Genomic DNA, 25,765 nt, shown 5'->3' with positions numbered 1-25,765 from the left:
GATTTAGTTAATCAATTTATCATATCTTTTTAATATAAAGCAGTATAAAACGGCAGGAGGCACTATCATGAAACAATCATTCTATTTAGGTGTGGACATTGGAACAACCAGCACAAAAGCTGTTCTTTATACAAAAGAAGGCAGTGTTGTGTCCTCCCATACGATAAATTATCCTTTATTCACCCCAAATCCTCTGATTGCAGAGCAGGACCCAGAGGAAATCGTAAATGCGGTGGTTGGCACAATCCGGGAATGTGTTCGGAAGAGTGAACTGTCTTCAGACCAGCTGAAACTGATTTCCTTCAGTTCAGCTATGCACAGCCTGATAGCAGTTGATGAGAACGGTTTTCTGCTTACCAACAGCATCACATGGGCAGATACCCGAAGTGCCGAACACGCTAAAAAAATAAAAGAAGAACACAATGGTCATGATATTTACTTGCGGACCGGCACACCTATTCATGCAATGTCCCCATTATCCAAACTTGTATGGTTGCGGGATTCTAAACCGGACGTCTTTCAAAAGGCAGCTAAATTTATTTCGATTAAGGAGTATGTATTCTTTAAACTGTTCGACAGCTACTTAATCGATTACTCGATAGCATCCGCTACAGGCCTCTTTAACCTGCAAACACTTGACTGGGATGACGAGGCACTGAAACTAACTGGAATTACGCCACAGCAATTATCAGAGATTGTTCCAACAACACATAAAGTGACCGGACTCAAAAAAGAATACCGGGAAGCTATGGGACTAACTGAAGAAGTTCCATTCATTATTGGTGCTAGTGATGGCGTACTTTCAAACCTCGGTGTTAATGCAATTGACCCGGGTGTGGTTGCAGTCACAATTGGAACGAGTGGGGCCATTCGTACAGTTTACAACGAACCGAAGACCGATCCGAAAGGCCGCATTTTCTGTTATGCACTTACCGAAAATCACTGGGTGATCGGTGGTCCTGTAAACAACGGCGGGATTATCCTGCGCTGGCTGCGGGATGAATTCGCGGCTGCTGAAGTGGAGACTGCCAAGCGTCTCAATATCGATCCATACGATGTACTGACCAGAATAGCTTCAGGCGTCAATCCAGGCTCCGACGGGCTTATTTTCCATCCATATATGACCGGCGAGCGCGCCCCACTCTGGAACGCGAACGCTAGGGGGTCGTTTTTCGGACTGAGTGTTCACCACAAGAAACAGCATATGGTCCGCGCAGTACTTGAAGGAACAATCTATAACCTCTATACAGTTCTGCTCGCGCTTGAAGAGCTGACCGGCGAGCCAAAAAGCATTCAGGCTACAGGTGGTTTTGCCCGTTCGGAAATGTGGCGTCAGCTGATGGCCGATATATTCGATAAACCGGTAATTGTTCCGGAAAGTTATGAAAGTTCTTGCCTTGGAGCAATCGTGCTTGGTATGTATGCGTTAGGTGAGATCGAGGACTTTAGCGTTGTTTCCGATATGGTTGGGCAAACAAATACCCACCATCCTGTGGAAGAAACAACAAATGTTTACCGGGAGCTTCTGCCAATCTATATCCGGTTATCCCGTAAATTGAATGAGGAATACGACAGTATCGCAGCATTTCAGCGAAAATATCTTGGTGAATAAGAACAAGAAGAGACTGGGATAAAAGTGTATAAGCAACATAAAATCCGAACTATCTTATAGTTCGGATTTTATATTAGCATGCCTTCGTATAAACTATAAACTGCGACATAACAGCGAGGGAAATACATGGAGACTCCTGCGGGAAAGCAGCGGCTGAAAATCCCGCAGGAAGTGGTTTTCTTCCGAGGAAGTTGAAGCGTTGCCCGCGGAAAGCGGAATGTATTTCCGGAGCGAACTACGAGCTACGTCGCATTTTATTTCAACTTTGAAATAAAATCCAACTAGAAAAAGATCGCCTCTGTAAAGGAAAGTTTTCGTTTTGGATCCAGCATCTTTTATAACAAAGTACACGTCATTAATACATTCGTAACTGAATTAACTAAACCAACAAATCTTGTTTACTCTTCATATATATTTTCCAAGGAAGTTCCCGGGTAATAAAACTCGATTATCTCCCGGTAAGACTTACCTTGTTCCCCCATAACAGCTGCTCCCCACTGACTCATACCCACCCCATGGCCAAATCCAAGTCCTTTTACAGTATAGGTACTGCCATTTTCCTTAAAAGACTCAATCAGATAGCTTTTAAATGTTGTCCCGCCAATCATGGGTCGGATTCGATCCAGGGCAACATTTTCAAGTGAAACACGTTCAAACATAATTGTACCTTCTGGCAGTCGGTGCAGGAAGTCCACAGAAATGGAACCTCGCAAACTTCGGCCAGATTCAAGTGTCTCTTCGGATATTTCAAAATGTGGCACAGCCAGTACCTTTATATCCCCTGGATAGCCGTTCCGGGCCAGCCACCGCTTCATGACCGACACTATTTCCAGGTCTTCCTCAACCGTACCCTGCCACCAGTTTGGATAGTTCCAGTCTATTTTCTTTAGTTCCACTTGGACCCGCTCCAAAGAGAATTCCCAGGGATAGGTTGGGTCATAAGGGTCACGTTTGATTGGAAAATAAGGCAATGCTTTTTCCTTCCATACATGGGAATTATTTTCGGTGATTCCTCCGTTGCTTGCCGAATAGAAAGCATCTATCAGCTTACCCTTGTAGGTGATTACTTCCCCGCGTGTCTCCTCCACTGCTTTAGTTGAAGATTCCTTCCATTGATAGCCACCGTATACTTGGTACTGAATTGTATCGTTCATTGGCTGGTTCATATGGGAAACTGCATAAGTACGGGCAGCCAGCGCCTGGGCCTTTAAGGTTTCAAGCGGCCAGGACGGATAGGATTCAAACGGGACCACTCCTTTTAAATAATCGTCAAGTGGCAACTGGTTGACCGGACGGATATATTTTTCTTTCTCGACCTGAAATTCCATTGCACCGAGGTATGGCTGGCCATTAATATATACCCTTTGGTTTGTGTTATATTTTTCAGGAATGAGTACGAGCGAATCATTTAATATAATTTTCATATCCGCTCCTTGCAGAATAAGTTTTCCTTTCTCAACTTTTAACGAATACGTTACCCCTTCTTTGACAGTCAGCATCGGGGAAAACGTGGAATACCCTCCTTCCAATCTGAATTCGAGCTTGGGTATATTACCAATCTTGTTGACAAGCCTGACGGTTACCATTTCCTCTGCAGTTGTGGAAATAGGAAAGATGAAAAATAACAGTGAAGTAAATAACAGTAAATATCTCATAAAGATACTTTTCCAATACATGTTCCTTCCTATTCATCCCGCCACTCAGAGGGATGCATGCACATAGGATACAAGGGTATTTATATCGAAGACCGGCACTCCTGCCGTCTGTTTAATTATTTTCTTATATGGTGGCATATTGGTGCACTCCAGAACAATCGCTCTTACATCAGGATTAGTACTCATCAGCCTGCTCGTAGCCTGTTTTAGTTCGTCGGTAACCGCCTTTTCATCAAGTTGGGCGGTTTGGGTAATGATTGCCTCGGTAAAGGCACGCATGTTGTCCATCCCTTCAACAGCTATCATTGTCCGATGAACATTAATATTTTTGAAGTGTTCGTCTGTCAGACTTTCTTTTCGTGCGGTCAGCACTCCCGTTTCCCCACCAGTGATTGCATGAACCAGCGGAATTTGCATCAAACTCGACGAGAAAAATGGAATGCTGAGGTCTGCCTGTATTTTTTTCTGAAATAATGCCAGAAACCCGCAGCTGGTCGTAATTGCTTTCACGCCATCCTCCTCCAATTCTTTCGCCGCCCTAGCAAAATAACTGACAAGTGATTGATCAGGCCTTTTTACCACACTATCAGGTATAGCGTTCTTCACAACCCTATAAGCCAGCGGGAAAGGGAATGTCTCCGGGTTTCCTATATCGCCAACCGGTCTTTTAAAACTGGTATCGAGCATGAGTACACCTATTTTGGGCCCTTCATTTAGATAAACCATACTAATAACCCGATAATCAGGAAGTAAAGCGAGTTAGGCAGTGCCAGCATCATTACTTTTAATGGGTCCACCTTTTTGTTTAGAATACCGCCAATCAAACCACAGACAACAAATGCAGTTAATCCGACCGGTGGCATATTCTGGCCTGCTGCTGCGATATGCGACGCTCCAAGGGCGATTAATGTAGGGTCAACGTCCAGATTCTCAAGCATTGGTCCTAGGAAAGTGACAATAACAGATTGAGCAGTAGTTTGTGATCCGGTCAGCATCCCTACCATTACCATGGCAAACGCTCCACCTAGTTTAATCATGGACGAGGCAAGCGTTTCAGTCATCATTGCCACTTTGTCAATAAGGCCGGATGCATAAAAAACACCCACCATTATACCTGCACTCACCTGAATCTGGACTGTCTGACTCACCTTAGCCAGGCCACTCTTCATCACACCTTTTGTTTCTTTTCTGACCGATGGGAACAAAAAGCTGACAAGAAAAGCAATAATAATGGCGCTGACAACCTGGAATGTTATACCCTGAATGATTGGAATATCCTGAAGTGGTGTCAATATAGCTACAAGGAAGGAAACTTCGGTGAAAATATTGTAGTTAAACAATGTATTGGCCAAAACAATTACAATAAGTACGATTAGAGGAATAAGTGTTTTCCATCGTTCTTTGAGGATTTGAAAAACGGACTTGTCAGGCATTAGCTCATCAGGCATCTTTCTTCCCCGCACAAAGCGAAATGATTCTACTATTGCAAAGGCCGCACCGATTGTTACTGTTATATAAGCAAGCTTAATAACCGGCCATGGATCTGTTCCCACCAGAGAGGCTGACAGAAAGACGGCCTGTGTAATCGGAGGCATAATGGATCCCAGCGACGCACCAAGCAGAATAATCATCCCAATTTGTTCAGGTTTCAGCTTCAACTCAGTCAGTGAATGAATAACGAGAAAACCAATTACTGTCGCAGCTGCAATTGCATCCCCAAGTAGTGACCCTGCAAGAATCAGGGTGATAAATATGGCGGCGATCAGCCCTTTTGGTGAATTACCAAACGCAGCACGGAGACTGTTCAGCGTTGTCTCCATTGCACCCAGTCTTACCTGAGATTCAGCATAAAGACTTCCAAAAATAGAGAGCATAATAACCCAGGAAAGCCGGTCGATACCATCAATGAACGCCAGCACCGTTTCCCCCGGATTAAGGCCCGAAATAATCGCAGAAGAAATTGCCGCGACCAATAGCGCAACCCGAATGTCCCCACCTACTTTGGGGATCCTTTTCCACAGAGCAATAACAAACAGCAATACCAACGGAATTATGATTTCCAGCATTTTTCCATCCCCCTTTTTTCAAAAAAAAATCAAACGGCTTTTAAGCGTTCCAGTTTTAGGGCATCCAGGAACTCGCGGTATTCCTCCTCACCATCGACAAGAGCTGCAACAAGTCTTCCCGTGATTGGCGACAAAGCGATGCCATCCCCCTCATGCCCAGCCGCGATGATAAACCCTTTTATACCATCCACTTCATCGATGACCGGAAGACCATCCGGGGTAAAAGGGCGAAAACCCGTCATTGTCCGGATAACTCGTACTGATTTCAGTGAAGGAGCTATTCGGCATGCGTGAGCAGCGATTGCAGCAACAACATCGGGTCCAACTTCTCGGTCGAATCCTTTAAATTCCCTGCTGCCTCCAATCAGCAGATTACCTGTTGCTGTTTGCCCAAGTGATAACCCAATCCCATATGGAGGTGTATTATCATTCGATCGGTCTGTCAAATGCTTTGTAGCGATATACTGGGAACACAGAATGTTACCATTAATGGTTCGAGGTATTCTCTCCGTAATCAGAATAACCCCACGGCGCGGGATGATCGTGAGCGTGGTCCCGACCATTTCTGCAATCGAAGGAGCAAATGGTCCGGCTGCGTTTATGACTAGATCTGTTGCAATATAACCTTTTGTTGTGGTTACCCCTGACACTTTACCGTTCATTACATGTATCCCTGTCACTTCCGTGTGGGTGTGAATATTCACCCCCAGTCTTTCTGATGCCCCGGCTAATGCCTGACTTAAAAGCAGCGGATTAACTTCAGCATCCTCACCGCTGTATGTGGCTCCGTAAATGGTTTTTGATAAACATGGCTGCCAGGCAAGCGTCGCCTTTCGGTCAAGCAGATTCACCTTTATACCAGCCTTACTTTGCTTTCCCACAAATTTTTTCATGAATTCCATATGTTCTTCCTGCTCAATCACAATCATGCCGCCATCTTTCTTAAATTCTATGGAGGCGTCCAATTCATCCTCCAGAGTCTCGTACATCTGTCTGCTCGCCTTTGCAAGTTTGACAGAAAAGCCAGGATTCTTGGATTGCAGAAAAATTGCCTTGTCGCACGAACCGGAAGTTTGTGCCCCCATTTCCCCTTTTTCAACAAGAATTACTTTCCGCTTCGTCTTCGCCAGGTGATAGGCAACCGATGTCCCTATAACACCTCCTCCAATTACTACTGCATCAGCTGTTTCTCTCATTCCGCATCTCCCCTTTACCCTGTACTGTCAGCCAGTTTTTCCATAATTGCTCAAGCTTCTTTCTGCCACCGTTAATGTTCGGCTGAAAACTTAAAGACGATTCCTCTCTTGTTTTTTCAACCTCATCCTGGGCTATCCTAATTCTGTTTTCCGCATCATCCAATAATCCCAATCTTTCACTGATTACCACTCCTGCTAGTTCTCCTTGTTTCATGGCGACTTTGGCACTTTCAATCCCGGTGATATTTCCAGCTACAAATATCCCAGGCTTTGTGGTTTCCATCTGAGGACTATGGAGGGGGACATGCCCGCCTAAATCTTCTATATAAACACTCTTACATCCGGCAGCATTTGCTGATTCTGTTAAGGGATACAAACCGCCCGAAATACAGACACAGTCCACATCATATTCTTTTTCCGAACCAGCAACTGGTTTTCCTTCATTATTTACGGTCATGGTTTTAATTCCACTAACTTGATTCTCACCCATTATCTCTACTACCGTTCTTTTTAATAAAAGTGGTGATTTCCACGCGCGGATTCCAAAGGAAGGATAGAACCTTGCCGCCAGCTGACGTACTGATTCATAACCTGCCAACTTTCCTGCCATTCTAAGGAATCTGCTCGGGGCCAGGTGTGCCAATGATGATAAGTATGCAATCGCTGATTCAGGGGTCGAATTGGCATGATGAAAAGCGCTATGAGGTGGTAAAAAAATTCCCGCTACCTTAACTCCTGCCATTGTCAGTTCGCGGGACACGGTAAGCGCAAGCGGGTCGAGTCCGATAATTGCGACCTTTTTCCCGGGTATAACACGGTGATAGTTTGTCAGCACCTGAGCAGCCCCGATTGCCATTACCCCTGGAAGTGTCCATCCAGGTACTGGTATTGCCTTTTCAGCGGCGCCTGTGGCAATTAGGACATACTTCGCTTGCAGTGCTTCCCCTGAATTGAGCATCACACGCCAGTCGGGATAAATCCCCCAAACTTCCCGGTTCTCATAAACAGTTATCTTACTTTTTTCAGCCTTATTTACCAATTTCTCCGCTACCTCTTTGCCAATCCACCACCCATTCGATTCTTCATGCAGCTGACCCAGCAATTTACCACCTAAGACTGAGTTTTCATCTATCACCGCTACTTTTGCCCCTGCCGATGAGGCTGTTATCGCCGCACCCATTCCCGCAGGTCCCCCACCCACTACTGCAAGATCAAAGTTCATAAACGTTCTCCATTCTGTGAGAGAATTATCATTTTATCTTTAACTGGGGTTATACAGGCCCGCACGCTCCGGACGCCATTAACGGTAACACGGCATTCATAGCAGTGCCCGATTCCACAGTAGAGTCCTCGGGGCTTTTTCTCTTTTTCAGAATAACGTAAAATCCGGATCTGGTTAGCTAACAATGCAGCTGCAATTGACTCCCCCTCTTGAGCAGTATAATTTTTGCCATTATACGTAATAGTGACCGTGTTCTTTTTCAATGGTCCTAAAATGGGATGATTTGTAATTCTCATACGCTATTATCCTTTCTGCTCTGGGCTAATTCGGAAAGAGTCGGCGGGCGTATCGGTGCCCTGTTGGTTAAATCAGAAGAATCGGGGATTAGTTGAGTACTATAGTGTGAGACCAACTGTTCCAGCAGTGGCCTGCAAGTCCTGCTCTGACAAAACCCCATCCCCGCTCGTGTACGCAATTTCAGTTCCCTGGTAGTCTTGACACCATCTTCCAAAATTGAACGCTTAATCTCTTCCAGACATACTTCTTCACACCGGCATATAACTGTATCGATGGTCCGTTCACCTCCACTGCTTGTATTCTACGTATTATTGAATAAATATTATCGGATGCAGTCATATAGAACATGAAGCTGCTATAACGACATTTTTTCATCAAAAAAAACGCCACTGTATAGCGACGCTTTCTAGCAAACCTATTAAACTATGACTGAATTGTCAACCGCTCTTTCACCTGCTCACGCAGAGCCATTTTCAAAAACTTACCAACTGAGGTTTTCGGTATTTCCTCGATAAACAAAACCTGATCAGGCAGCCACCATTTGGCAAACTGCGGGGCAAGAAATTGCAGCAGATCTTCTTGGGAAACAGTATCTTTATAACCTTCCTTCAGCACGACACATGCCACCGGACGTTCTTGCCATTTTGGATCGGGAACAGCAACCACGGCCGCTTCAAATACTGATTCATGGGCCATTAATGCATTTTCAAGGTCCACCGAGGAAATCCACTCTCCGCCACTCTTAATCAAATCTTTCGTCCGGTCAACAATTTTTATAAATCCTTCTTCGTCAATAGTTACTACATCCCCTGTATGCAGCCAGCCATCACGGAAAGCGTCCGCACTCCGCTCATCCTTATAATAACTATCGGCAATCCACGGCCCTCTCACCAGAAGTTCTCCCATCTCCTGGCCGTCCCATTTGGCTTCACCATTATCATTAACGACTTTAATTTCAATTCCGGGTACTGCTGTTCCCTGTTTCGATCTGATCTCCAGTTTTTCTTCTTCCGGTAGATTCTGCTGATAGCTTTTTAGTCTGGATAAGATTACCAACGGGGTTGTCTCGGTCATCCCATAAGCATGGATAAAAGGGATACCATATTTTGATTCAAATGCCCGGATCATCCCTTTCGGCGCAGCAGACCCACCACATAAAACCGCCCGGAGACTGTCGGTGTTATAACTTTTCTTCTCCAGTTCATTTAATAATCCGAGCCAAATAGTAGGAACACCGGCAGTAATTGTAACTTTTGTTGACTCGATTAACTCCGCCAACAGCTGTGGTGTTGGATAAGGTCCTGGCAATACCTGTGTTGCCCCTACCCAAGTTGCTGCAAATGGTGTGCCCCAAGCATTGGCATGAAACATTGGGACAACCGGCAGGCAGACATCCGACTCGGAAACACCTGCAGTGTCACTTAGACAAAGAGCCATACTGTGGAGAACCAGCCCGCGGTGCGAGTAAAGAACACCTTTTGGCTTTCCGGTTGTTCCGGATGTATAGCAGATTCCGGCCGGGTCTTCCTCTTCAATTTTATTGGAAAAAGAATACTTCTCATCACCACCAGCAAGTAAATCTTCATACGAATATAGCGGCTGCAGACTTGATGCAGGGAGGTCATCCTCGTCAGTCATGACTACAATCGCTTCCACACTTGAGAGTTTGTCTTTTATATTTTCAAGCAATGGCATAAGCCCTGCGTCCACCATTAGTACTTTATCTTCCGCATGGTTAATAATATAACTGAGATGTTCGGCCGACAATCTGATATTGATAGTGTGCAGCACTGCCCCCATCGATGGAACTGCAAAATACGCTTCCAGATGCCTGTGATCATTCCATGCAAGTGTTCCGACTTTGTCTCCTTTTTTAACTCCCAGCTTTTCAAGCGCACTTGCAAGTGACCTTGTTCGCGCACCAATTTGTTTATAAGACAGCCTGTGAATACCGCTGGAAGTACGTGAGACAACTTCTTTCTTTGGAAAATAACTCTCTGCCCGCTCAATCATGGAATTTACGGTTAATGGCGTGTTCATCATAATAAGCTTCCTCCTTTATATTTTAGCCTGAAATTGTTTTACGTTCTTGTAAGCGCCTGTCGGATTCGCAAAAAAGATACTGATCTTTTGTTCTTCGATTACTTTAAGTACATGGATGGGATTGAATTCCTGGTGAAAACCTGATACTTCCCAGGTATGTGGCGTTTAAGGCAAATAAGTTGAGTTGTGTTAAGTGGAATAATGGTGCGATTAGAAAACTTGGCTTATCGCCAAGCTTTAATGGCGAAAGCCTTAGTTGCACTTATGCAGTAAGAAAGTATTTATATTTTCTTACCTGCCAAGAAAAAGGTTGTCTTCCGGCCCGATTTTCATCATAATTGCAGTTGAGAGGCCAACATGGAGAAGCTGATGATGATCAAGCAGAGCACCTTTTGGCCGGTGGTAGTTACTGAGGCGTATAAAATTTCGCCGTCATCCGATTCGTCTACCTCAACATTTGGTTCGGATTCATTATTACTGACTTAAACTGATTATTTCCTGCGTTTTTGCCTGCTGAAAATTTTTATCCGGTGTGCGACGGACATTTCTTGCTAGGTGAACCCAAATCCATATAAATACCTCCCTCTTATAATTGAAGCATTAAAAATATTCATTTCGTAATACCCATTTCTCTTAGTATTTCTTCTGTGTGTTCTCCAAGCTTAGGAGCCTGCGAACGGATTTCACCTGGTGTTTCCGATAACTTAATGGGAATACCAATTTGGTTAATCGCTCCCAGTGTCGTATGGTTTACGGTTTTAACCATTTCGCGTGCCTTAACCTGGGGATCTTTTGCCACCTCCTCAAATTCCAGCACGGGAGATACGCAGGCTTCGACACCGGCGAATACTTCAAGCCACTCCGATAGCGTTTTTTCCGAAATAATTGTCTGAATCTCGTATTTCAGCCGGTGCTGATCTTTAAGAGGTGCTTGAAGCAGCGGTATAAATTCCTTTTTTTCGATTACGTCACAAAAAGACTTCCAGAATTTCGGCTCAAGTGCTCCGACAGAAAGCCAGCGTGAATCCTTTGTCTCGTATACCGCATATGCTGCCAGCCCGCCGGCAAGCATATGCTCACCACGTACAGATTTTATCTGACTATTTAAGTAATTCGGTAATGTAGTCTGCAGCCATGAGATCACGCCATCGAGCATAGAAATATCAACAAACTGCCCCTTCCCGGTTTTCTCTCGTTCCAATAACGAGAGCATAATACCTAATGCGGCAGGAAATGCTCCGCCTCCAATATCAGCAATCTGAGTTGCCGGGATAACCGGTTTACCCCCTTGTTCCCCCATCAGATTGAGCAGTCCAGCGTAACTTAGATAATTAATGTCATGACCAGGCATTGTTGCATAGGGGCCTGTCTGACCAAAACCGGTTATAGCACAATAAACAAGGCCGGGATTAATTACTTTTAGTTTCTTGTAATCGATTCCCAACCGCTCCATTACCCCAGGTCTGAACGACTCAACCACAACATCGGCCGTTTCAGCCAGCCTGAGAAATTGTTCTTTTCCCTCCTCTGTCTTGAGATTCAAACTAACACTCTTTTTATTGCGGTTAAGGGAATGAAACATTGTACTGTTTTCATCCAGTTTCGGTTCATAATTCCGCGCATAATCACCTGCATGAGTATCCTCTATCTTAATAACTTCCGCCCCGAAATCTGCCAGCAGCATTGTACAGTATGGTCCCGGCAACAGCCGTGTCAGATCGAGTACCCGAATTGATTTCAGCGGCAAAAATATCCCCTCCTTGTTAGATTGGTGGTAGCTTCTTACCGGATGGTTTTAATGAAAGCCCTTTCAAATCGCTATACTATATATATACGGTTGGGCTGCAGGTTAATACCTCGGCACCCTCCTGATTTGTGACAGAAATATCAAGTGTCGGACTTCAATCAATAACCCCTCCGTTACAACCCCATATTTTTAGCGATAATTACCTTCATAATTTCATTTGACCCAGCATAAATCGAGGCAACCGCTGAATCGCGATAACGTCTAGCAATCTCGTATTCTTCCATATAACCGTAACCACCATGGAGCTGCATACATTCCCATGCGACTTTCTTAGCAAGGTCTGTGGTCCACCACTTTGCCATCGAAACTTCTGTGACGATATCCTTTCCGCTGGCATGATTTTCAATAAGACGGTCAACAAACGTTCTTCCAATCTCTATTTCCGTTTTCAGCTCGGCAAGCTTGAACTGGGTGTTTTGAAACTTGCTTATCGGACGTCCAAACGCTTTACGTTGCTGTACATAGTCCATTGTTAACTCCAGCATTATTTCTGCGTTTGCTATACTTTGGATGGCTACCAACAGCCGCTCCTGCTGCAATTTATCCATCAAATAATAGAATCCTTTTCCTTCCTCGCCAAGGAGATTATCTGATGGCACACGCGCATCCTCGAAAATTAGTTCGCTAGTATCGTTGGTATGCTGTCCCATTTTCTGCAGCTTTTTTCCTTTTTTGTATCCGGGTGTCCCTGCTTCGACAACAATCAGGCTGATACCCTTATGTGGAGGGTCTGCTTGTGGGTCCGTCTTCGCGACAACCACAGCGATGTCTGCACTGTGACCATTCGTTATGAATGTTTTTTCGCCATTGATAATATAATCATCGCCATCTTTTATAGCTGTAGTTTTGATAGCCGCCAAATCTGACCCTGCGCCTGGCTCGGTCATCGCAATCGCTGAAATTAAATCACCGCTAATCGACCCGGGCAGCCAGCGTTGCTTCTGCTCTTCCGTACCAAACGCTTCAATATACGGGATTACGATGTCATTATGCAACCCAATTCCGACCATACCGGTACCAACCCGCTCAAACTCCTCACTGATTACCACCGCATAGCCGAAATCTGCATTCAACCCGCCGTACTTCTCATCAACCTGAGGACAAAGAAATCCTTGCTCACCAGCTTTCTTCCAGAACTCCCGTGGAACCTCCTGATTGTGTTCCCACGTTTCAAAGTTTGGCACCGCTTCTTTTTCGAGAAATTTCCGTAATGCTTTTCGGAAAATATCATGCTCTTCTTTTAAAAAAGTCCGTTCCATGCCTCCTGCCCCTTCCGTCTGCAAGTCTATTAATCTATTTCGGCTGCATTCTTATTGCAGCGTCAAGCCGTATTGTCTCGCCGTTAAGCATAGGGTTCTCAATGATACTTGCGGCAAGGAGCGCATACTCGGCTGGATAGCCAAGACGAGATGGAAACGGTGTCATTTTGCCCAGTGCTTCCTTTGCCTTATCCGGAAGACTCTCAAACAGTGGCGTTTCGAATAACCCTGGAGCAATCGTCATCACACGTATTCCCAACTTGGAAAGGTCCCTGGCAATCGGTAATGTCATCCCGACAATTCCACCTTTCGACGCACTGTATGCAGCCTGTCCAATCTGGCCATCATACGCCGCAACAGACGCGGTATTAACAATCACACCACGCTCACCATAATCATTAGGGTTATTTTCAGCCATCTTCTCTGATACCAGCCGGATCGCGTTGAACGTTCCAATCAGGTTAACCTGAATCACCTTGGAAAAAGAACCAAGGTCATGTACTCCTTTGCTGCCAAAAGTCTTTTTCGCCACAGCAATTCCCGCACAATTTACCAGTACATTTATTTTTCCGTATGTATCGACTGCTTTATCCAATGCATGCTGGACACTCGACTCATCGGTTACATCAGTCTTTTGAAAAGCAACATTTTCACCGAGTTCACTTACAAGATTGCCGCCCTTCTCTTCATCAAGGTCTAGTATAAAGGCTTTTCCACCTTCTGAAACTATCTTTTTTACCGTAGCCTCGCCAAGTCCCGATGCCCCACCTGTGACAACGGCAACATTATCGTTAGTTTTCATTTTATTGTCCTCCTAACATTGCATACAACACTTGCCTTTAATTTTAAAGACTATTCAGTAAATGTCAAGTAATTTTCTAACAATTAAAATAATTGAGTGCGAATCCTGTTGATACTACAATTTTTTCTGGCTATATTTTCTCGTTTCTTCTTCAACAGTGTACCTTTCGAATTACTGGAGCAAAGCTTGATATTATTTCGCATCTATCAATGCACCAAACCATACGAGATGAGCCACTTTTAGAATCGCTGATATACGGTTATATAAATTTTGTTAGCAGAAAAGGCCGTCCTATCGAAATAGGACAGCCCTCCACACCTAGTTATAATGTTTTTCAAGCCACTGATCAATCAATGTAAACAGCCGCTGATCCAGCTGACTTTTATACTCTTTCATTATCCCGAGCATTGTATGTTCTTTTTCATATTTCCGAAGAATATGGTTCATATCCTTATCACCTGTCACAGCAAGAACTGGACATCGCACTACTTAAAACGTGGATTCTCCCACTATTATTACGCCAGTTTATCTTTAAATGTTTTTAAGTCTTCAATGAATGAATTGAATTCGGCAATATCCATTTGCTGGGCGGAGTCAGACAATGCAACGGCAGGATCCGGATGCACTTCCGCCATAACCGCATCTGCGCCGATCGCTAGCGCCGCTTTAGCTGCAGGGAACAGCAAATCTTTACGTCCGGTTGAGTGCGTTACATCCACGGTAACCGGCAGGTGCGTTTCTTTTTTCAGAATCGGTACTGCTGAAATATCAAGCGTGTTCCGTGTTGCTTTTTCGTAAGTACGGATTCCACGTTCACACAGGATAATCTGGTCGTTACCGCGCGAGATAATGTATTCAGCAGCATTGATGAACTCTTCAATCGTTGCAGCAAGCCCCCGTTTCAACAGTACCGGTTTTTTCACACTTCCAACAGTCTTAAGCAGTTCAAAGTTTTGCATATTCCGTGCACCAATCTGGATAACATCGACATAATCAAGTGCTGTCTCCACATCCTGCGGGGTAAGGATTTCACTGACAACCGACATTCCGACTTCATCAGCAACTCTACGAAGAATCTGCAATCCTTCAATTCCAAGCCCCTGGAAATCATATGGTGATGTCCGTGGCTTGAAAGCACCGCCCCGGAGTAAAGTAAGCCCCTGTTCCTTCATGGCAACTGCAACTTCTTTCACCTGATCGTAACTCTCCACTGCACATGGTCCCATGATGAAACGCTGGGAGCCATCGCCGAATGTCTCGCCGTTCACATCGACGATTGTATTTTCCGGCTGTGCTTTACGTGAAACGAGCAGGGCTTTTTTATGATTGTCTTTCTGAAGTTCAAGGCTTGCTTTAAAGATTTCCTTGAAAATATGCTGAACTGTAGAGAGTTCAAATGGGCCATCATGATTTTCGATAATCAAATCAAGTGACTGACGTTCACGTACTGGGTCGAACCGCACTATCCCTTGTTTCTCCTTCACATGGCCAATTTCCTGAACAATTTCTCCCCGTTTATTAAGCAATTCAAGAATTTGCAGATTCACCTCATCAATTTTGTCACGCAGTTGGCTCAAATCATTTGTAGTCATAAGTTATTCCTCCTGAAATTAATTTTTGTATGTTTTTTTGACCAAACAACTTTCTAAAAAGCCCCTTTCCTCCCTCCCAGAATGCAAAACGTCCCTGTCGCATCCTTTGATACGACAGGGACGATAATTATCGCGGTACCACCCTGATTGTGAACAGCTTCGTTCACCTCTCATTGTTTGTTAACGATCATCTGACCGTCTTTCCCAGGTCGGAAAAGAAGCTCCCGGAATGTAATTCATGCCTTATCTATGTCTGATTTCCACCAACCATCAGCTCTCTGTAACAGGGAGATAGGACACTACTGTGCTCCGTTCATTGCATGTTTTAATATTCATTTTTTAATCAAAAAATCCCCACTGATATAATAATCAGTAGGGACGATTTTATCGCGGTACCACCCTAGTTGTGAAGAACATTCTTCACCTCTCGAATTTGTTAACGGTAAATTACCGTCTTTCCCTTCATAAAGAATTCACTTTACTACGGAAAAGAAGCTCGAGGACTGTAAATTTCATGTTTATCTATGGCTGGTTCGCAGCACCACCAGCTCTCTTTGCAGGGAGATAAGACATTACTTAGGTTCCTGTCATTGCTGAATTATTTAACTCTTTTAAATGTTATAGTTTTATTATTATATGCTGTGATTTTTACTTTGTCAATACATTTTGCGAAAAAATCTTATAATTATACATTTAGCCTATTAATTATTCGGCAGAAAACAGCCATCCGGCCCACATACCAGTCCCTTACTGCGACGCTCTTCCTCTAGCTTTTTTTCCTTTTCCAGTTGTTCTTTTTGCCATTCAAAGTCAATTTCAGCGCCGAATTTCTCTGGATATCGGATATACCATCGCTGTTTTCGGATAGTAAAATTATCTGGATCCAATAGAATCGCATCGTCAAGTTCCTGTAGTGCTTCGTCATTAAGGTTCTGTTTGGCATATTCCATACCCAGTTTGTATTTTGTCTGTGCCAACTGCAATTGCAGGTCAGAAACCCCTTGGTCCGACTCACCGTCGTTAAATTCAACTGTCTCTACTTCTCTATGAATCAATCTCTCAACTGCATTCACATGATCCGAATTTTCTACATTGAATCGTTCCTTGATCATACGGATCCTTCCATCTTCATCAATGAAAATTCCATTCGGCACAACCTTAAAACCAAACATGTTCACCAGCGTATTGTTTGTATCGACAAGGGTTGGAAAAGAAATCCCCTCGGTAAACGGCTTCACGACATCCGGTCCCTGACCATCAACCGCTACTGATAAAATTTCAAAGTTATTATCTTTGTTTTTCTCATATACTTCCTGCCAGCCTGGCAGTTGCTCACGGCATCGTCACCAGGAAGCCCACATGAAAATTAATCTATTTTTACCATGAAAATCCTTAGTCGAAACTTTTCTGCCATGAAGGTCTGTAAGCGTTATGTCCTGCATTTTTTCCAATAACACACTAATTCCTCCTTATGTCGGATATTATTTTTCCTGCTCAATCGCTTTAAATCCATTGATAATTTCCTCGATTTCTTCACTGGTAACCGTACGAAAATCAATCAGAACCTGCTCATTCATTATTCGTGTGATAATCGGTTTAGGGCATGTGCGTAATCTGTCAGCTAGCTCCTGCTCTGTAAAAGAGTCGTGGGTTACGGTAGCAACGAATGTCGGAAGTTCCACTCCGGGCATGGTTCCGCCACCTACCTGTGAAGTGCTTTTTTCCACGCCGATCCTGAAAGAAGCTGCCTCAGACCGCATAACACTAGCAAAGTGCTCAGCGTCCTGTCTTATTTCTTCAGCAGTACGGCTGATGTCGCGAATAGCAGGAATTTCTTTCTCCCTGTTTGTAAGATACATCTTTAACGTTTGCTCAAGCGCAGCAAGTGTCATCTTATCCACCCTCAGCACTCTGGCAAGCTGGTGTTTTTTTAGTCGATCTATGATTTCTTTTTTACCGGCGATTATACCAGCCTGCGGACCACCAAGCAATTTATCGCCACTGAACGACACAACATCTGCTCCTGCCTCAATCACCTGACGGACTACGGGCTCCTCACCAATTCCGTCTTCCCCATAATCAAACAATGACCCGCTCCCCAGATCTTCATAAAAAAGAAGGTTGTGTTTCTGGCCGATTCGTACTAGTTCTTCGGTTGAAACGGATTTTGTGAAACCAATCGTCCTAAAATTACTTGTATGCACCTTCATCAGCATTGCTGTCTCTTCATTTATGGCATTCTCATAATCGGACAAGTGCGTTTTATTCGTGGTTCCAATTTCTTTAAGATATGCTCCGCTTTCTTCCATTATTTCCGAGACACGAAATGACCCGCCAATCTCTACTAGCTGGCCGCGCGATACAATGACTTCCCTTTCTTTCGCCAGCGCGGTCAATATCATAAACACGGCAGCTGCATTGTTATTAACAACCATTGCAGCTTCTGCACCGGCTGACTCTTTCAACAAATCCTCGATAATGTCGTGCCGTGAGCCGCGTTTACCTGATGACAGATTAAACTCCAATGTGGAATAACTTTTGGCAACTTCGGCAGCATATTCAGCTGCCTGATTACTTAGTCTCGCTCTGCCAAGATTGGTATGCAGCACTGTTCCCGTTCCGTTTATAACCCGGGACAATTTATTTCTGCTCCATTCAGCCACTTTCTGTTCAACGTTTATAAATATAATGCTGGTAAAATCGTGTTCCGGGTATAGGGCGGGCACCTGACCATCTTGCAGTTCAGCACGTATTTGTCCTAAAACATTCCGAATATACGCGGTTAACCGCTCAGACGTCAGTTGATATTTATCACATAATTTTGTAAAACGGCAGTCCCGCTGAATTTCATGAACGGGTGGCAGCTCGCGCAGATAATTTTCCATTCCATGTCCTCCCTGCCCGGCGGAACCTTCTAACCTTCCATTTGAGCAATAATATCCTTTACATCCGGATATTCCCCTGTCTCGAGTTTCGAATAAATCTTTTCACCGTCGACAAAGACTTCAAACGCTCCACCTGAACTTGGCAAAAGCTCCAGTGAAGTGATATTCTGCCGGAAATGAGTGAATAACTGTTCCGCAAAACTTGCGGCTCTTGGTGCGTAGTTTCACATCATGCAAAATTCGATCTTTACCTTGTAGCTCATCAAAAAATTCCTCCCTCGGTTATTTTTATATTTATTTTAAAGCAAGCTATGTCCGGAAAAAAATAATAAGCTTTATTTTCGCCATTTTCGCTTATTTTCAATTCGTTCCGTCAGACCCTGGTCATCAAGCAGCTCGAGAATAGGAATCACATACTTACGGCTTACACCCAAAACTTGTTTAGCCTCTTTGATGTCAAAAGAAGATCCTGTATCCCGTTTCAGGTTTTCTACCACTTCATTATAAGCACGCGAATGTACCAGCATGTCATTAGTTAAACGGTACGCCTGTCCCGTATTAATAAGATAATAAGCTAACTCGTTACGGTCCTGTTCGTTAATTGGTGTTCCTTTAAAATACTCTTCCCAGTTACAAACCTTTAGTCCATCAGCTTTAAAAGCTGTAATAACTTCCTCCATTCGAGCCTTCCACTGTTTTGGTAAATGAGGGTTAAAAAAAGCATTCAATATGAATTGACCGTGCTTTTTAAATATGCCGTTTTCGATTAACACAGACAGACTGTATTCGGCAAGATCTTTTGAAAATTGATCACTTACGGTTTGAAGCAGTTCAGCTTTGTCCATTCCAGTCCGCATTGGATAAAAATCGTGGAACCTGTTTACGGATTCTTCCATCATTGTACTTACCTGTCGCACAAGTTTTGGCAAGCTATATTCATCTTCTGTAACTTCTACGAGATCTCCGTCAGCAAGCCCATTTTCCAATACAGTGTTTACCGTTTCTTTATCAAGCGTGGTGAATTGGATAATTTTTTTCCTGCTCAGAACCTGGTGACCGTTCAATACCTCTGCAATCAAATTTTCCGGTGTTCCTTCTTTCTTATCATGTAGCATCGCTATAGTTTCTTTTCCAAACCGGTACTTTTCCCCCTGTGGCTCAATAATCCAACCCCCACCAAGCGTCTCCATCGGTGTTGGCCTCCGCAAAATGAAACGATCTCCCCGCCGGACAACAATTTCTTCATTGAGCCGAATCTGACATAGAACCTCTTTTTCAGTGGCTTCCAACGTATTTCGGTCAAAAAACACAATTTTGCCCATGACCTCTGATGTGCCCGTATGGATTCTAACCGGAGCACGCTGCTTAAGTGGAGTGAAATCTCTACCCACTACAGAAAGTGAAACATCAATAGTGTCGGTGACAAGAAAATGGTCAGTGGACACGAGTACATTACCACGCTTTACTTCCTCTTTGTCCACACCACCGAGATTAATGGCAGTCCGCTGACCAGCCCTTGCTGTATTCACATCCTGATGATGGACTTGGATTTGCCGTGCCTTAACTTTTTTGTCTTCCGGAAGAAGTCGAAGCTGACTTCCCTGTGTTACCGTTCCTTCATATACAGTGCCGCGTACAATTGTTCCTTTTCCCTGAATAGAAAACACCTGGTCAACCGGCAGACGGAATGTCCCAAATGCGTCACGGACTGGCACATTTTCCAGTTCATCGAAAATAAGCTTTTTCAATTGATTGATCCCCTTACCAGATAGACTGTCCACAAAAGCGTAAGGCGCACTGTTAAAAACAGTCTTTGAAAGGCTTTCCCTGATATCCTCCGAGACCAGTTCAAGCATTTCATCATCAACTCGATCAATTTTGGAGATGGCGACGATACACCGCTCAATACCGAGGAATTGCAGAATTTCCAAATGTTCCAGGGTTTGCGGCATCACTCCTTCATCTGCCGCAACAACAAGAATCACCAGATCGATTCCTGCGACGCCTGCAATCATCTGTCGAATAAACCGCTCATGCCCCGGCACATCCACAATAGCTAAATTAGTGCCATTTTCCATCCTCAACGGCGCATAACCCAGCTCGATGGAAATGCTTCGTTCTTTTTCTTCCTTGAGCCGGTCTGTATCGACATTAGTAAGCGCTTTGGTCAGCGCTGTTTTGCCATGATCAATATGTCCAGCCATGCCGATTGTAAAATAGGTATCTCCCATTGCCCTGCACTTCCTTATGTATGATACTTTTACTTTAAGTAACATCGGCCCCAGTTTCAAGAAATTACCTTGGCTGGAGGCATGGATGCGGCGTATCGCTCAACAAAGTTGTATTTTCGCTTAATAAAGTCTTAATACCTTAATCTTGCTTCATTTTCGCGTAATAATATCTGAAAACCGCTTAATATCCTCCCCGGCAATGACTCGAACCATCTTCCCGGTAAGTCCGCACGCTTTATTTTCAACTAATAATAACTTATAATTGTTTCCGGAAGTTCTATCATGGGGTTGGATGGGTGACTGGTGTCCTCCTGGGTCTTCAAAACCCTGAGGGAGGCGCGTGCCGTCTCCGGTGGGTTCGATTCCCACACAGTCCCGCCATACATAAAAGCTTAGAATGCGACATTCCCTCAATCTTTTGGGATAATAGAAAAGGACATCATTAAAACATATGGTGTCCTTTTGCTATTTGAGCTTTCACCGAAAGGAGCTGGTAAAATGTCTGGAGAAGATAAAGTTAAGTTAACTTCCTTATCCAGTAAAGGTGGCTGAGGATGCAAAATCGGTCCTGAAGACCTGGCGCAGGTTCTGCGTCATTTACCAAAATCAGTTGATGATCCAAATTTACTTGTCGGTCTGGATACGTCCGATGATGCCGGAGTTTATAAAATAAACGACGAAACAGCAATCGTTCAGACACTGGATTATTTCACCCCTATTGTGGACGACCCATATATGTTCGGGCAAGTTGCAGCAGCGAACGCGCTGAGTGATGTCTATGCCATGGGTGGGAAACCAATTACCGTTATGAATATCGTCGGATTCCCAATCAACAAACTGGACCAGAGTATTCTGGCTCAAATACTTGCAGGTGCATCCGAAAAAGTAAAAGAATCGGGTGCCGTTATCGTTGGTGGACATTCCATCGATGATCAGGAACCAAAGTTCGGCCTATCCGTAACCGGTACAGTACACCCTGACCGAGTTCGTACAAATGCAGGCGCGAAACCTGGCGACAAGATTCTTTTAACCAAACCAATTGGTATCGGAATTCTTACTACAGCAATAAAAAATGATTTGCTTTCACCTGAAAAACTGGACGAAGTTATGAACCTGATGGCAACTTTAAACAAAGACGCTGCCGAAGTAATGGAAGATTTCCATGTTAATGCGTGCACCGACGTTACCGGATTTGGGCTCCTTGGCCATGCCTATGAAATGGCAAAAGGCAGTAACGCTGGCATCACCATAAATAACAGTGATGTTCCGGTTGTCGAAGGTACTCATGAACTTGCCGAACAAAATGTTGTCCCGGGCGGAAGCCGAAAGAACCATAAATGGCTTGCTGAAAATATTGAATATAGTCCGGACATCAGTGAAACCAATCAGCTTATTCTGTGTGATGCTGTTACATCCGGCGGATTGCTTATCTCAATCCCTGCCAATGAAGCAGAATCTTTACAAAAGAGACTAATTGAAAAAAACGTTTCGGCTTCCATTATTGGAGAAGTAACCAAAGAAAACCCAGGTAGAATTAAAGTAATCTGAAAATAAGGGCTCAATTTGAGTCCTTATTTACATAAGGAATTTATTTAATTGGCAGGATTTTCGGCTTTTACAATAAATACTGTTGAAAGTACGTTTTTAATTGCAAAGCGAGGAATACACCATGAAAAAATTAATCTTAATGATATTAATGATTAGCCTAGCGCTGGTCTTTTCAGCATGTGGGGACACGGGAGAAAACAGTTCCAGCGAAAATAATGGCAAGAAAAATGAGGCTTTTACAATCGGAGTAATTCCAGTCCAGACGGAAGGCGCGATGGACGACGCAATGGAAAAACTGCAATCACGCCTGGCGAAAGGACTGGACCGGGAAGTAAAACTCGAAGTATATCCGAATTACAATGGCGTTGTGGAAGCAATGAACTACGATAAAATTGATATGGCTTATCTCGGTCCATTAACCTACGTAATCGCCCATGCCAAAAGTGGAGCAAAAGCGATCATTACTCAATTAATTGACGGAGAGCCCTTCTATCATTCGTATATCATTACAAACAGTGAAAATGAATGGGACTCACTTGATGATTTGGTTAAAGAACCAGGTAAGGTTGACTTTGCTTTTGGTGATATCAATTCCACATCAGGCTCATTAATTCCTACAATTGAATTGCAGGATCGTGATATATATGAGTCACCCGACAAGCATCAGTTTAACTCGATACGGCATACAGGATCACATAATGCAACAGCCATGACAGTACAGAACAACCAGGTGGATGCGGGCGCCATAGACAGCGCAATTTACCACCAGCTTATTGAGTCAGGAAAACTAGATGAAGAGAAAGTGAAAGTTATCTGGAAGTCTGAAAAACTGTTCCAATACCCATGGGCAGTTCATAAAAACACGGATAAGGAAACAATAAAAAAACTGCAGGAGACTTTCCTGGCAATCGACGACCAGGAGATACTCGATGCTTTTGGCGCCGATGGATTTACCAAAGCAAGCAATGAGGACTATGAAAGCATCAGGAAGGCAGCTGTAAAACAGGGAATTATTAAGGAATAGAGCTGATAATAATGTGGTTCAAAAAAATAAATATTGTTACCATACTTATGCTGTTCATCGCTGCATGGTACAGTATGCGGCTCACTGAATTTGACCTGGCAAAATTTAAAGATTTCAAGAACATGATTGATTTCCTTGGGCAATGGTTCCCAATGGATTTTTCCCGTATCGAGACTTTACTTTATGATTCACTCGAAACGTTGGCAATGGCTTTTCTGGGAACCTTTTTTGGCCTGCTGATTGGACTGCCACTGAGCTTCATCGCCGCCCGTAACACAGCACCATTCAAGTCACTGTATCAATTTTCCCGGGTGGCGCTGAGTTTTGTCCGGTCAATCCCAGAAATTGTCTTTGGGCTGATTCTCTTAACCACGCTCGGACTTGGTCCTTTCCCTGCAGTGCTCGCTATTATGTTCCATAACATTGGTGTTCTGGGCAAACTAATTTCAGAACTTATCGAGGCGTCAGACCGCGGGCCACTGGAAGCAATGAAGGCCGTTGGTGCGAAAAACTGGATTGCAAATCTGTTCAGTATAATCCCACAAATTTGGCCAAATGTGCTGTCCCATTATTTTTACCGGTTTGAAGTGGCAATTCGCACGTCCCTAATTTTAGGTTTTATCGGTGGCGGAGGGATTGGACAACGACTCTTTAATGACTTTAATGTTTTTCATTATTCGGCTGTTTCGCTTGATGTGTTAATTATAATGATTATGGTGATAATCGTTGATTTTGCAAGCAGCTATGTACGAAATCGGATCATCTAAAGGAGGCAAGCGAATGATTGAGTTACACGATGTTTCTGTCCGCTATCCCGGGGCCAATACAGATGCACTTTCCATAAAAAGCTTGTCTTTTAAGCAAGGTGATTTTATTTGTGTTTTGGGGAAAAGCGGCGCAGGTAAATCAACGTTCATTCGCTGTTTGAACGGACTTCAGAGGCCGTCATCCGGAGAAATTTATCTTGCTGACAACCAGATTACTGCTATTAGTACAGGGGAACTGCGGAAAGCAAGGCGTGAAATGGGAATGATTTTTCAACACTTTAATCTGATTCCGCGCCTAACCGTGATGCAAAATGTACTGACAGGCACATTCGGTTACCGGTCTTCTTTTAAAAACCTAATTGGCTGGTTTTCCAGGGATGAAATAGAACAGGCAAAACAAATAATCTCGGATGTGGGTCTTTCCGAAATGGCGAATCGAAAAGTGGAAAACCTAAGCGGTGGTCAAAAACAGCGCGTCGGTATCGCAAGAGCCATGTTGCAGCAGCCCAAAGTCATGCTTGGCGATGAACCCGTATCAAGCCTTGATCCGGGTACTTCCAGTCATATTTTTAAGTTGCTTAAAGAATTGCATTTACGTCTTGGTTTACTAACGGTTATCAACGTACATGACGTCGAGCTTGCCCGCCGATTCGCAACAAGAATTATTGCTTTGAAAGACGGCAAGGTGATCTTTGATAGCATACCTGAACATTTCTCCACTGAGGCGTACAGAAAGACCTACGAATCGTAAAACGAAAGTGTCCCGGTTTTTGCCCGGGACACTTTTTCTAGCTTAACGCAACAAAACCTGCAATAAACCTTTAAGACAATGCAAAGTCAGTTACAGGATCTTCCGACAGAAAACCAACAGAACGGTTTGTCTCTTCCCCGTCCTTAATCTGTATTAATGTGGGGATACTCTGGACACCGAACTCCCCTGCCAACTCAGGTGACTCATCAACATCAACGTAATAAAAATCAACGGAATCCACCTGTTCAGCTACGCTTGAGACCACCGGCCTCAATTGACGGCAGCCTGGTCACCAATCAGCACCAAACTCCAGAATCATCGGCCGGGTCATACTTTTAACAAGCTGGTTATACTCTTCAGTAGTAATTGTTTTTGCCATGTTAAACCCTCCTTCTTACTTTATCCTTCCCGATTTGCTGAATTCTTTATCCCTTTTGCAAGGAATTCCCATTACATATTTTTACCCCTCAATGGCAGACTAATTTAAAAAGTCCATTTAGGGGGTTAATTATCTTGAGTAAACCACAAGAAGAACCGCTGCATTCAGGAGAAGTATTTAATCTTTGGTCTTATTTATTTGCTACGAAGGCAACGCTTGTTACAATGCAAATCCTGACTAATCATACGGGCGATCAAGACCTGAAAGATCTGCTTGATGATCTTACAGAAAACAGTTTTACCCAGGAAGACCAGCAAACGGAGACCATCCTAAAGGAAGCAGGAATCAGGTTACCACCCGCACCACCCGATCGTCCTAATGTGGAACTTCAGGATATCCCTGCAGGTGCCCGTTTTAACGATGCTGAAATTGCCGGCCTGGTCCAGAAAGAACTGATAACTGGAAAAATTACCTGCAGCTATATAATGGGCATTTCAACCAGGGAAGATATAGCGGAGTTGTTTGGCGACTTTCATACACAGAAAGCCGAATATGAAACAAAACTTCTAAAACTGATGAAAGAAAAAGGCTGGCTTGTTTCCCCGCCTATCAATGTTAAATGATGCAGC

At 43.9% G+C, this 25,765-nt stretch carries 24 protein-coding genes, 1 tRNA gene, 1 pseudogene and 2 other annotated features; of the genes and pseudogenes, 7 read left to right on the top strand and 19 right to left on the bottom strand.

Annotated elements, in window-relative coordinates; all coding sequences use genetic code 11:
* The first annotated feature begins 64 nt into the window (after positions 1 to 64).
* Positions 65 to 1,612 (top strand): gluconokinase, encoded by a 1,548-nt coding sequence (gene gntK, locus ACFO3D_RS16855; RefSeq protein WP_390298870.1) that lies wholly within the window; start codon positions 65 to 67, stop codon positions 1,610 to 1,612.
* Positions 1,613 to 2,010: 398 nt separating this feature from the next.
* Here gntK and ACFO3D_RS16850 read toward each other — a convergent pair whose 3' ends face one another.
* The 18 genes and pseudogenes from ACFO3D_RS16850 to selB all read right to left on the bottom strand — a co-directional run bounded on the left by ACFO3D_RS16850 (position 2,011) and on the right by selB (position 20,667).
* The gene (locus tag ACFO3D_RS16850) at positions 2,011 to 3,267 is read right to left on the bottom strand and encodes a SpoIID/LytB domain-containing protein (RefSeq protein ID WP_390298832.1); all 1,257 of its coding nucleotides are present in this window, start codon (positions 3,265 to 3,267) and stop codon (positions 2,011 to 2,013) included.
* 45 nt (positions 3,268 to 3,312) lie between these two features.
* A complete protein-coding gene (locus ACFO3D_RS16845; RefSeq protein ID WP_390298829.1) occupies positions 3,313 to 3,993 on the bottom strand; it encodes an aspartate/glutamate racemase family protein in 681 nt (226 codons plus the stop codon).
* Positions 3,981 to 5,333, bottom strand: a complete 1,353-nt coding sequence (locus tag ACFO3D_RS16840; RefSeq protein ID WP_390298826.1) for a TRAP transporter large permease subunit — start codon at positions 5,331 to 5,333, stop codon at positions 3,981 to 3,983. Before ACFO3D_RS16840 ends, ACFO3D_RS16845 begins: the two co-directional genes overlap by 13 nt.
* A gap of 29 nt (positions 5,334 to 5,362) precedes the next feature.
* Positions 5,363 to 6,529, bottom strand: a complete 1,167-nt coding sequence (locus ACFO3D_RS16835; RefSeq protein WP_390298823.1) for an NAD(P)/FAD-dependent oxidoreductase — start codon at positions 6,527 to 6,529, stop codon at positions 5,363 to 5,365.
* Positions 6,513 to 7,751, bottom strand: coding sequence for an NAD(P)/FAD-dependent oxidoreductase (locus ACFO3D_RS16830; RefSeq protein WP_390298820.1), 1,239 nt, complete (start codon positions 7,749 to 7,751; stop codon positions 6,513 to 6,515). Before ACFO3D_RS16830 ends, ACFO3D_RS16835 begins: the two co-directional genes overlap by 17 nt.
* Positions 7,748 to 8,047 carry a (2Fe-2S)-binding protein gene (locus ACFO3D_RS16825; RefSeq protein WP_390298817.1) on the bottom strand — a complete coding sequence of 100 codons (300 nt, stop codon included), beginning with the start codon at positions 8,045 to 8,047 and terminating at the stop codon, positions 7,748 to 7,750. Before ACFO3D_RS16825 ends, ACFO3D_RS16830 begins: the two co-directional genes overlap by 4 nt.
* Positions 8,044 to 8,310, bottom strand: a complete 267-nt coding sequence (locus tag ACFO3D_RS16820; protein WP_390298867.1) for a (2Fe-2S)-binding protein — start codon at positions 8,308 to 8,310, stop codon at positions 8,044 to 8,046. Before ACFO3D_RS16820 ends, ACFO3D_RS16825 begins: the two co-directional genes overlap by 4 nt.
* 161 nt (positions 8,311 to 8,471) lie before the next feature.
* Positions 8,472 to 10,091, bottom strand: coding sequence for a long-chain fatty acid--CoA ligase (locus tag ACFO3D_RS16815; RefSeq protein ID WP_390298815.1), 1,620 nt, complete (start codon positions 10,089 to 10,091; stop codon positions 8,472 to 8,474).
* Between the two features lie 610 nt (positions 10,092 to 10,701).
* Positions 10,702 to 11,838 (bottom strand): CaiB/BaiF CoA transferase family protein, encoded by a 1,137-nt coding sequence (locus ACFO3D_RS16810; RefSeq protein WP_390298812.1) that lies wholly within the window; start codon positions 11,836 to 11,838, stop codon positions 10,702 to 10,704.
* A 173-nt stretch (positions 11,839 to 12,011) separates the two neighbouring features.
* Positions 12,012 to 13,157 (bottom strand): acyl-CoA dehydrogenase family protein, encoded by a 1,146-nt coding sequence (locus tag ACFO3D_RS16805; protein WP_390298809.1) that lies wholly within the window; start codon positions 13,155 to 13,157, stop codon positions 12,012 to 12,014.
* A gap of 34 nt (positions 13,158 to 13,191) precedes the next feature.
* Positions 13,192 to 13,959: a 3-hydroxyacyl-CoA dehydrogenase gene (locus ACFO3D_RS16800; RefSeq protein WP_390298806.1), complete on the bottom strand. Its 768-nt coding sequence runs from the start codon at positions 13,957 to 13,959 to the stop codon at positions 13,192 to 13,194.
* Positions 13,960 to 14,277: 318 nt separating this feature from the next.
* Complete coding sequence (locus ACFO3D_RS16795; protein ID WP_390298803.1) at positions 14,278 to 14,406, bottom strand: hypothetical protein; 129 nt, start codon at positions 14,404 to 14,406, stop codon at positions 14,278 to 14,280.
* A 68-nt stretch (positions 14,407 to 14,474) separates the two neighbouring features.
* Positions 14,475 to 15,551 carry a bifunctional 3-deoxy-7-phosphoheptulonate synthase/chorismate mutase gene (locus ACFO3D_RS16790; protein ID WP_390298800.1) on the bottom strand — a complete coding sequence of 359 codons (1,077 nt, stop codon included), beginning with the start codon at positions 15,549 to 15,551 and terminating at the stop codon, positions 14,475 to 14,477.
* Positions 15,552 to 15,664: 113 nt separating this feature from the next.
* Positions 15,665 to 15,877: a binding site (T-box leader), on the bottom strand.
* A 45-nt stretch (positions 15,878 to 15,922) separates the two neighbouring features.
* Positions 15,923 to 16,151, bottom strand: a binding site (T-box leader).
* Between the two features lie 101 nt (positions 16,152 to 16,252).
* Positions 16,253 to 16,879 (bottom strand): thioredoxin family protein, encoded by a 627-nt coding sequence (locus tag ACFO3D_RS16785; RefSeq protein WP_390298864.1) that lies wholly within the window; start codon positions 16,877 to 16,879, stop codon positions 16,253 to 16,255.
* Positions 16,880 to 16,894: 15 nt separating this feature from the next.
* On the bottom strand, positions 16,895 to 17,008 hold the full coding sequence (locus ACFO3D_RS16780; RefSeq protein ID WP_390298797.1) for a TlpA family protein disulfide reductase: 114 nt from the start codon (positions 17,006 to 17,008) through the stop codon (positions 16,895 to 16,897).
* A gap of 24 nt (positions 17,009 to 17,032) precedes the next feature.
* Positions 17,033 to 18,436, bottom strand: coding sequence for an L-seryl-tRNA(Sec) selenium transferase (selA, locus tag ACFO3D_RS16775; RefSeq protein ID WP_390298794.1), 1,404 nt, complete (start codon positions 18,434 to 18,436; stop codon positions 17,033 to 17,035).
* A gap of 29 nt (positions 18,437 to 18,465) precedes the next feature.
* Positions 18,466 to 18,648: pseudogene (locus tag ACFO3D_RS16770) on the bottom strand (Rdx family protein); the annotation flags it as partial.
* Positions 18,649 to 18,771: 123 nt separating this feature from the next.
* Complete coding sequence (gene selB, locus ACFO3D_RS16765; RefSeq protein WP_390298791.1) at positions 18,772 to 20,667, bottom strand: selenocysteine-specific translation elongation factor; 1,896 nt, start codon at positions 20,665 to 20,667, stop codon at positions 18,772 to 18,774.
* Between the two features lie 284 nt (positions 20,668 to 20,951).
* Here selB and ACFO3D_RS16760 point away from each other — a divergent pair.
* The 5 genes from ACFO3D_RS16760 to phnC all read left to right on the top strand — a co-directional run bounded on the left by ACFO3D_RS16760 (position 20,952) and on the right by phnC (position 24,757).
* Positions 20,952 to 21,048: transfer RNA gene (locus ACFO3D_RS16760), tRNA-Sec, on the top strand.
* Between the two features lie 117 nt (positions 21,049 to 21,165).
* Positions 21,166 to 22,215, top strand: coding sequence for a selenide, water dikinase SelD (gene selD / locus ACFO3D_RS16755; protein ID WP_390298788.1), 1,050 nt, complete (start codon positions 21,166 to 21,168; stop codon positions 22,213 to 22,215).
* 121 nt (positions 22,216 to 22,336) lie between these two features.
* On the top strand, positions 22,337 to 23,239 hold the full coding sequence (phnD, locus tag ACFO3D_RS16750) for a phosphate/phosphite/phosphonate ABC transporter substrate-binding protein (RefSeq protein WP_390298785.1): 903 nt from the start codon (positions 22,337 to 22,339) through the stop codon (positions 23,237 to 23,239).
* An 11-nt stretch (positions 23,240 to 23,250) separates the two neighbouring features.
* On the top strand, positions 23,251 to 24,006 hold the full coding sequence (gene phnE, locus ACFO3D_RS16745) for a phosphonate ABC transporter, permease protein PhnE (RefSeq protein ID WP_390298782.1): 756 nt from the start codon (positions 23,251 to 23,253) through the stop codon (positions 24,004 to 24,006).
* Between the two features lie 13 nt (positions 24,007 to 24,019).
* A complete protein-coding gene (gene phnC / locus ACFO3D_RS16740; protein WP_390298779.1) occupies positions 24,020 to 24,757 on the top strand; it encodes a phosphonate ABC transporter ATP-binding protein in 738 nt (245 codons plus the stop codon).
* 70 nt (positions 24,758 to 24,827) lie between these two features.
* Here phnC and ACFO3D_RS16735 read toward each other — a convergent pair whose 3' ends face one another.
* Positions 24,828 to 25,031 carry a thioredoxin family protein gene (locus ACFO3D_RS16735; protein WP_390298776.1) on the bottom strand — a complete coding sequence of 68 codons (204 nt, stop codon included), beginning with the start codon at positions 25,029 to 25,031 and terminating at the stop codon, positions 24,828 to 24,830.
* A gap of 233 nt (positions 25,032 to 25,264) precedes the next feature.
* Between ACFO3D_RS16735 and ACFO3D_RS16730 the strand changes: the two genes are divergently transcribed.
* The gene (locus ACFO3D_RS16730; RefSeq protein WP_390298861.1) at positions 25,265 to 25,759 is read left to right on the top strand and encodes a DUF3231 family protein; all 495 of its coding nucleotides are present in this window, start codon (positions 25,265 to 25,267) and stop codon (positions 25,757 to 25,759) included.
* Positions 25,760 to 25,765 lie beyond the last annotated feature (6 nt).

The organism is Virgibacillus kekensis (assembly GCF_042654125.1).
GTDB lineage: Bacteria > Bacillota > Bacilli > Bacillales > Amphibacillaceae > Lentibacillus > Lentibacillus kekensis.
This window is presented reverse-complemented; position numbering and strand designations above follow the sequence as displayed.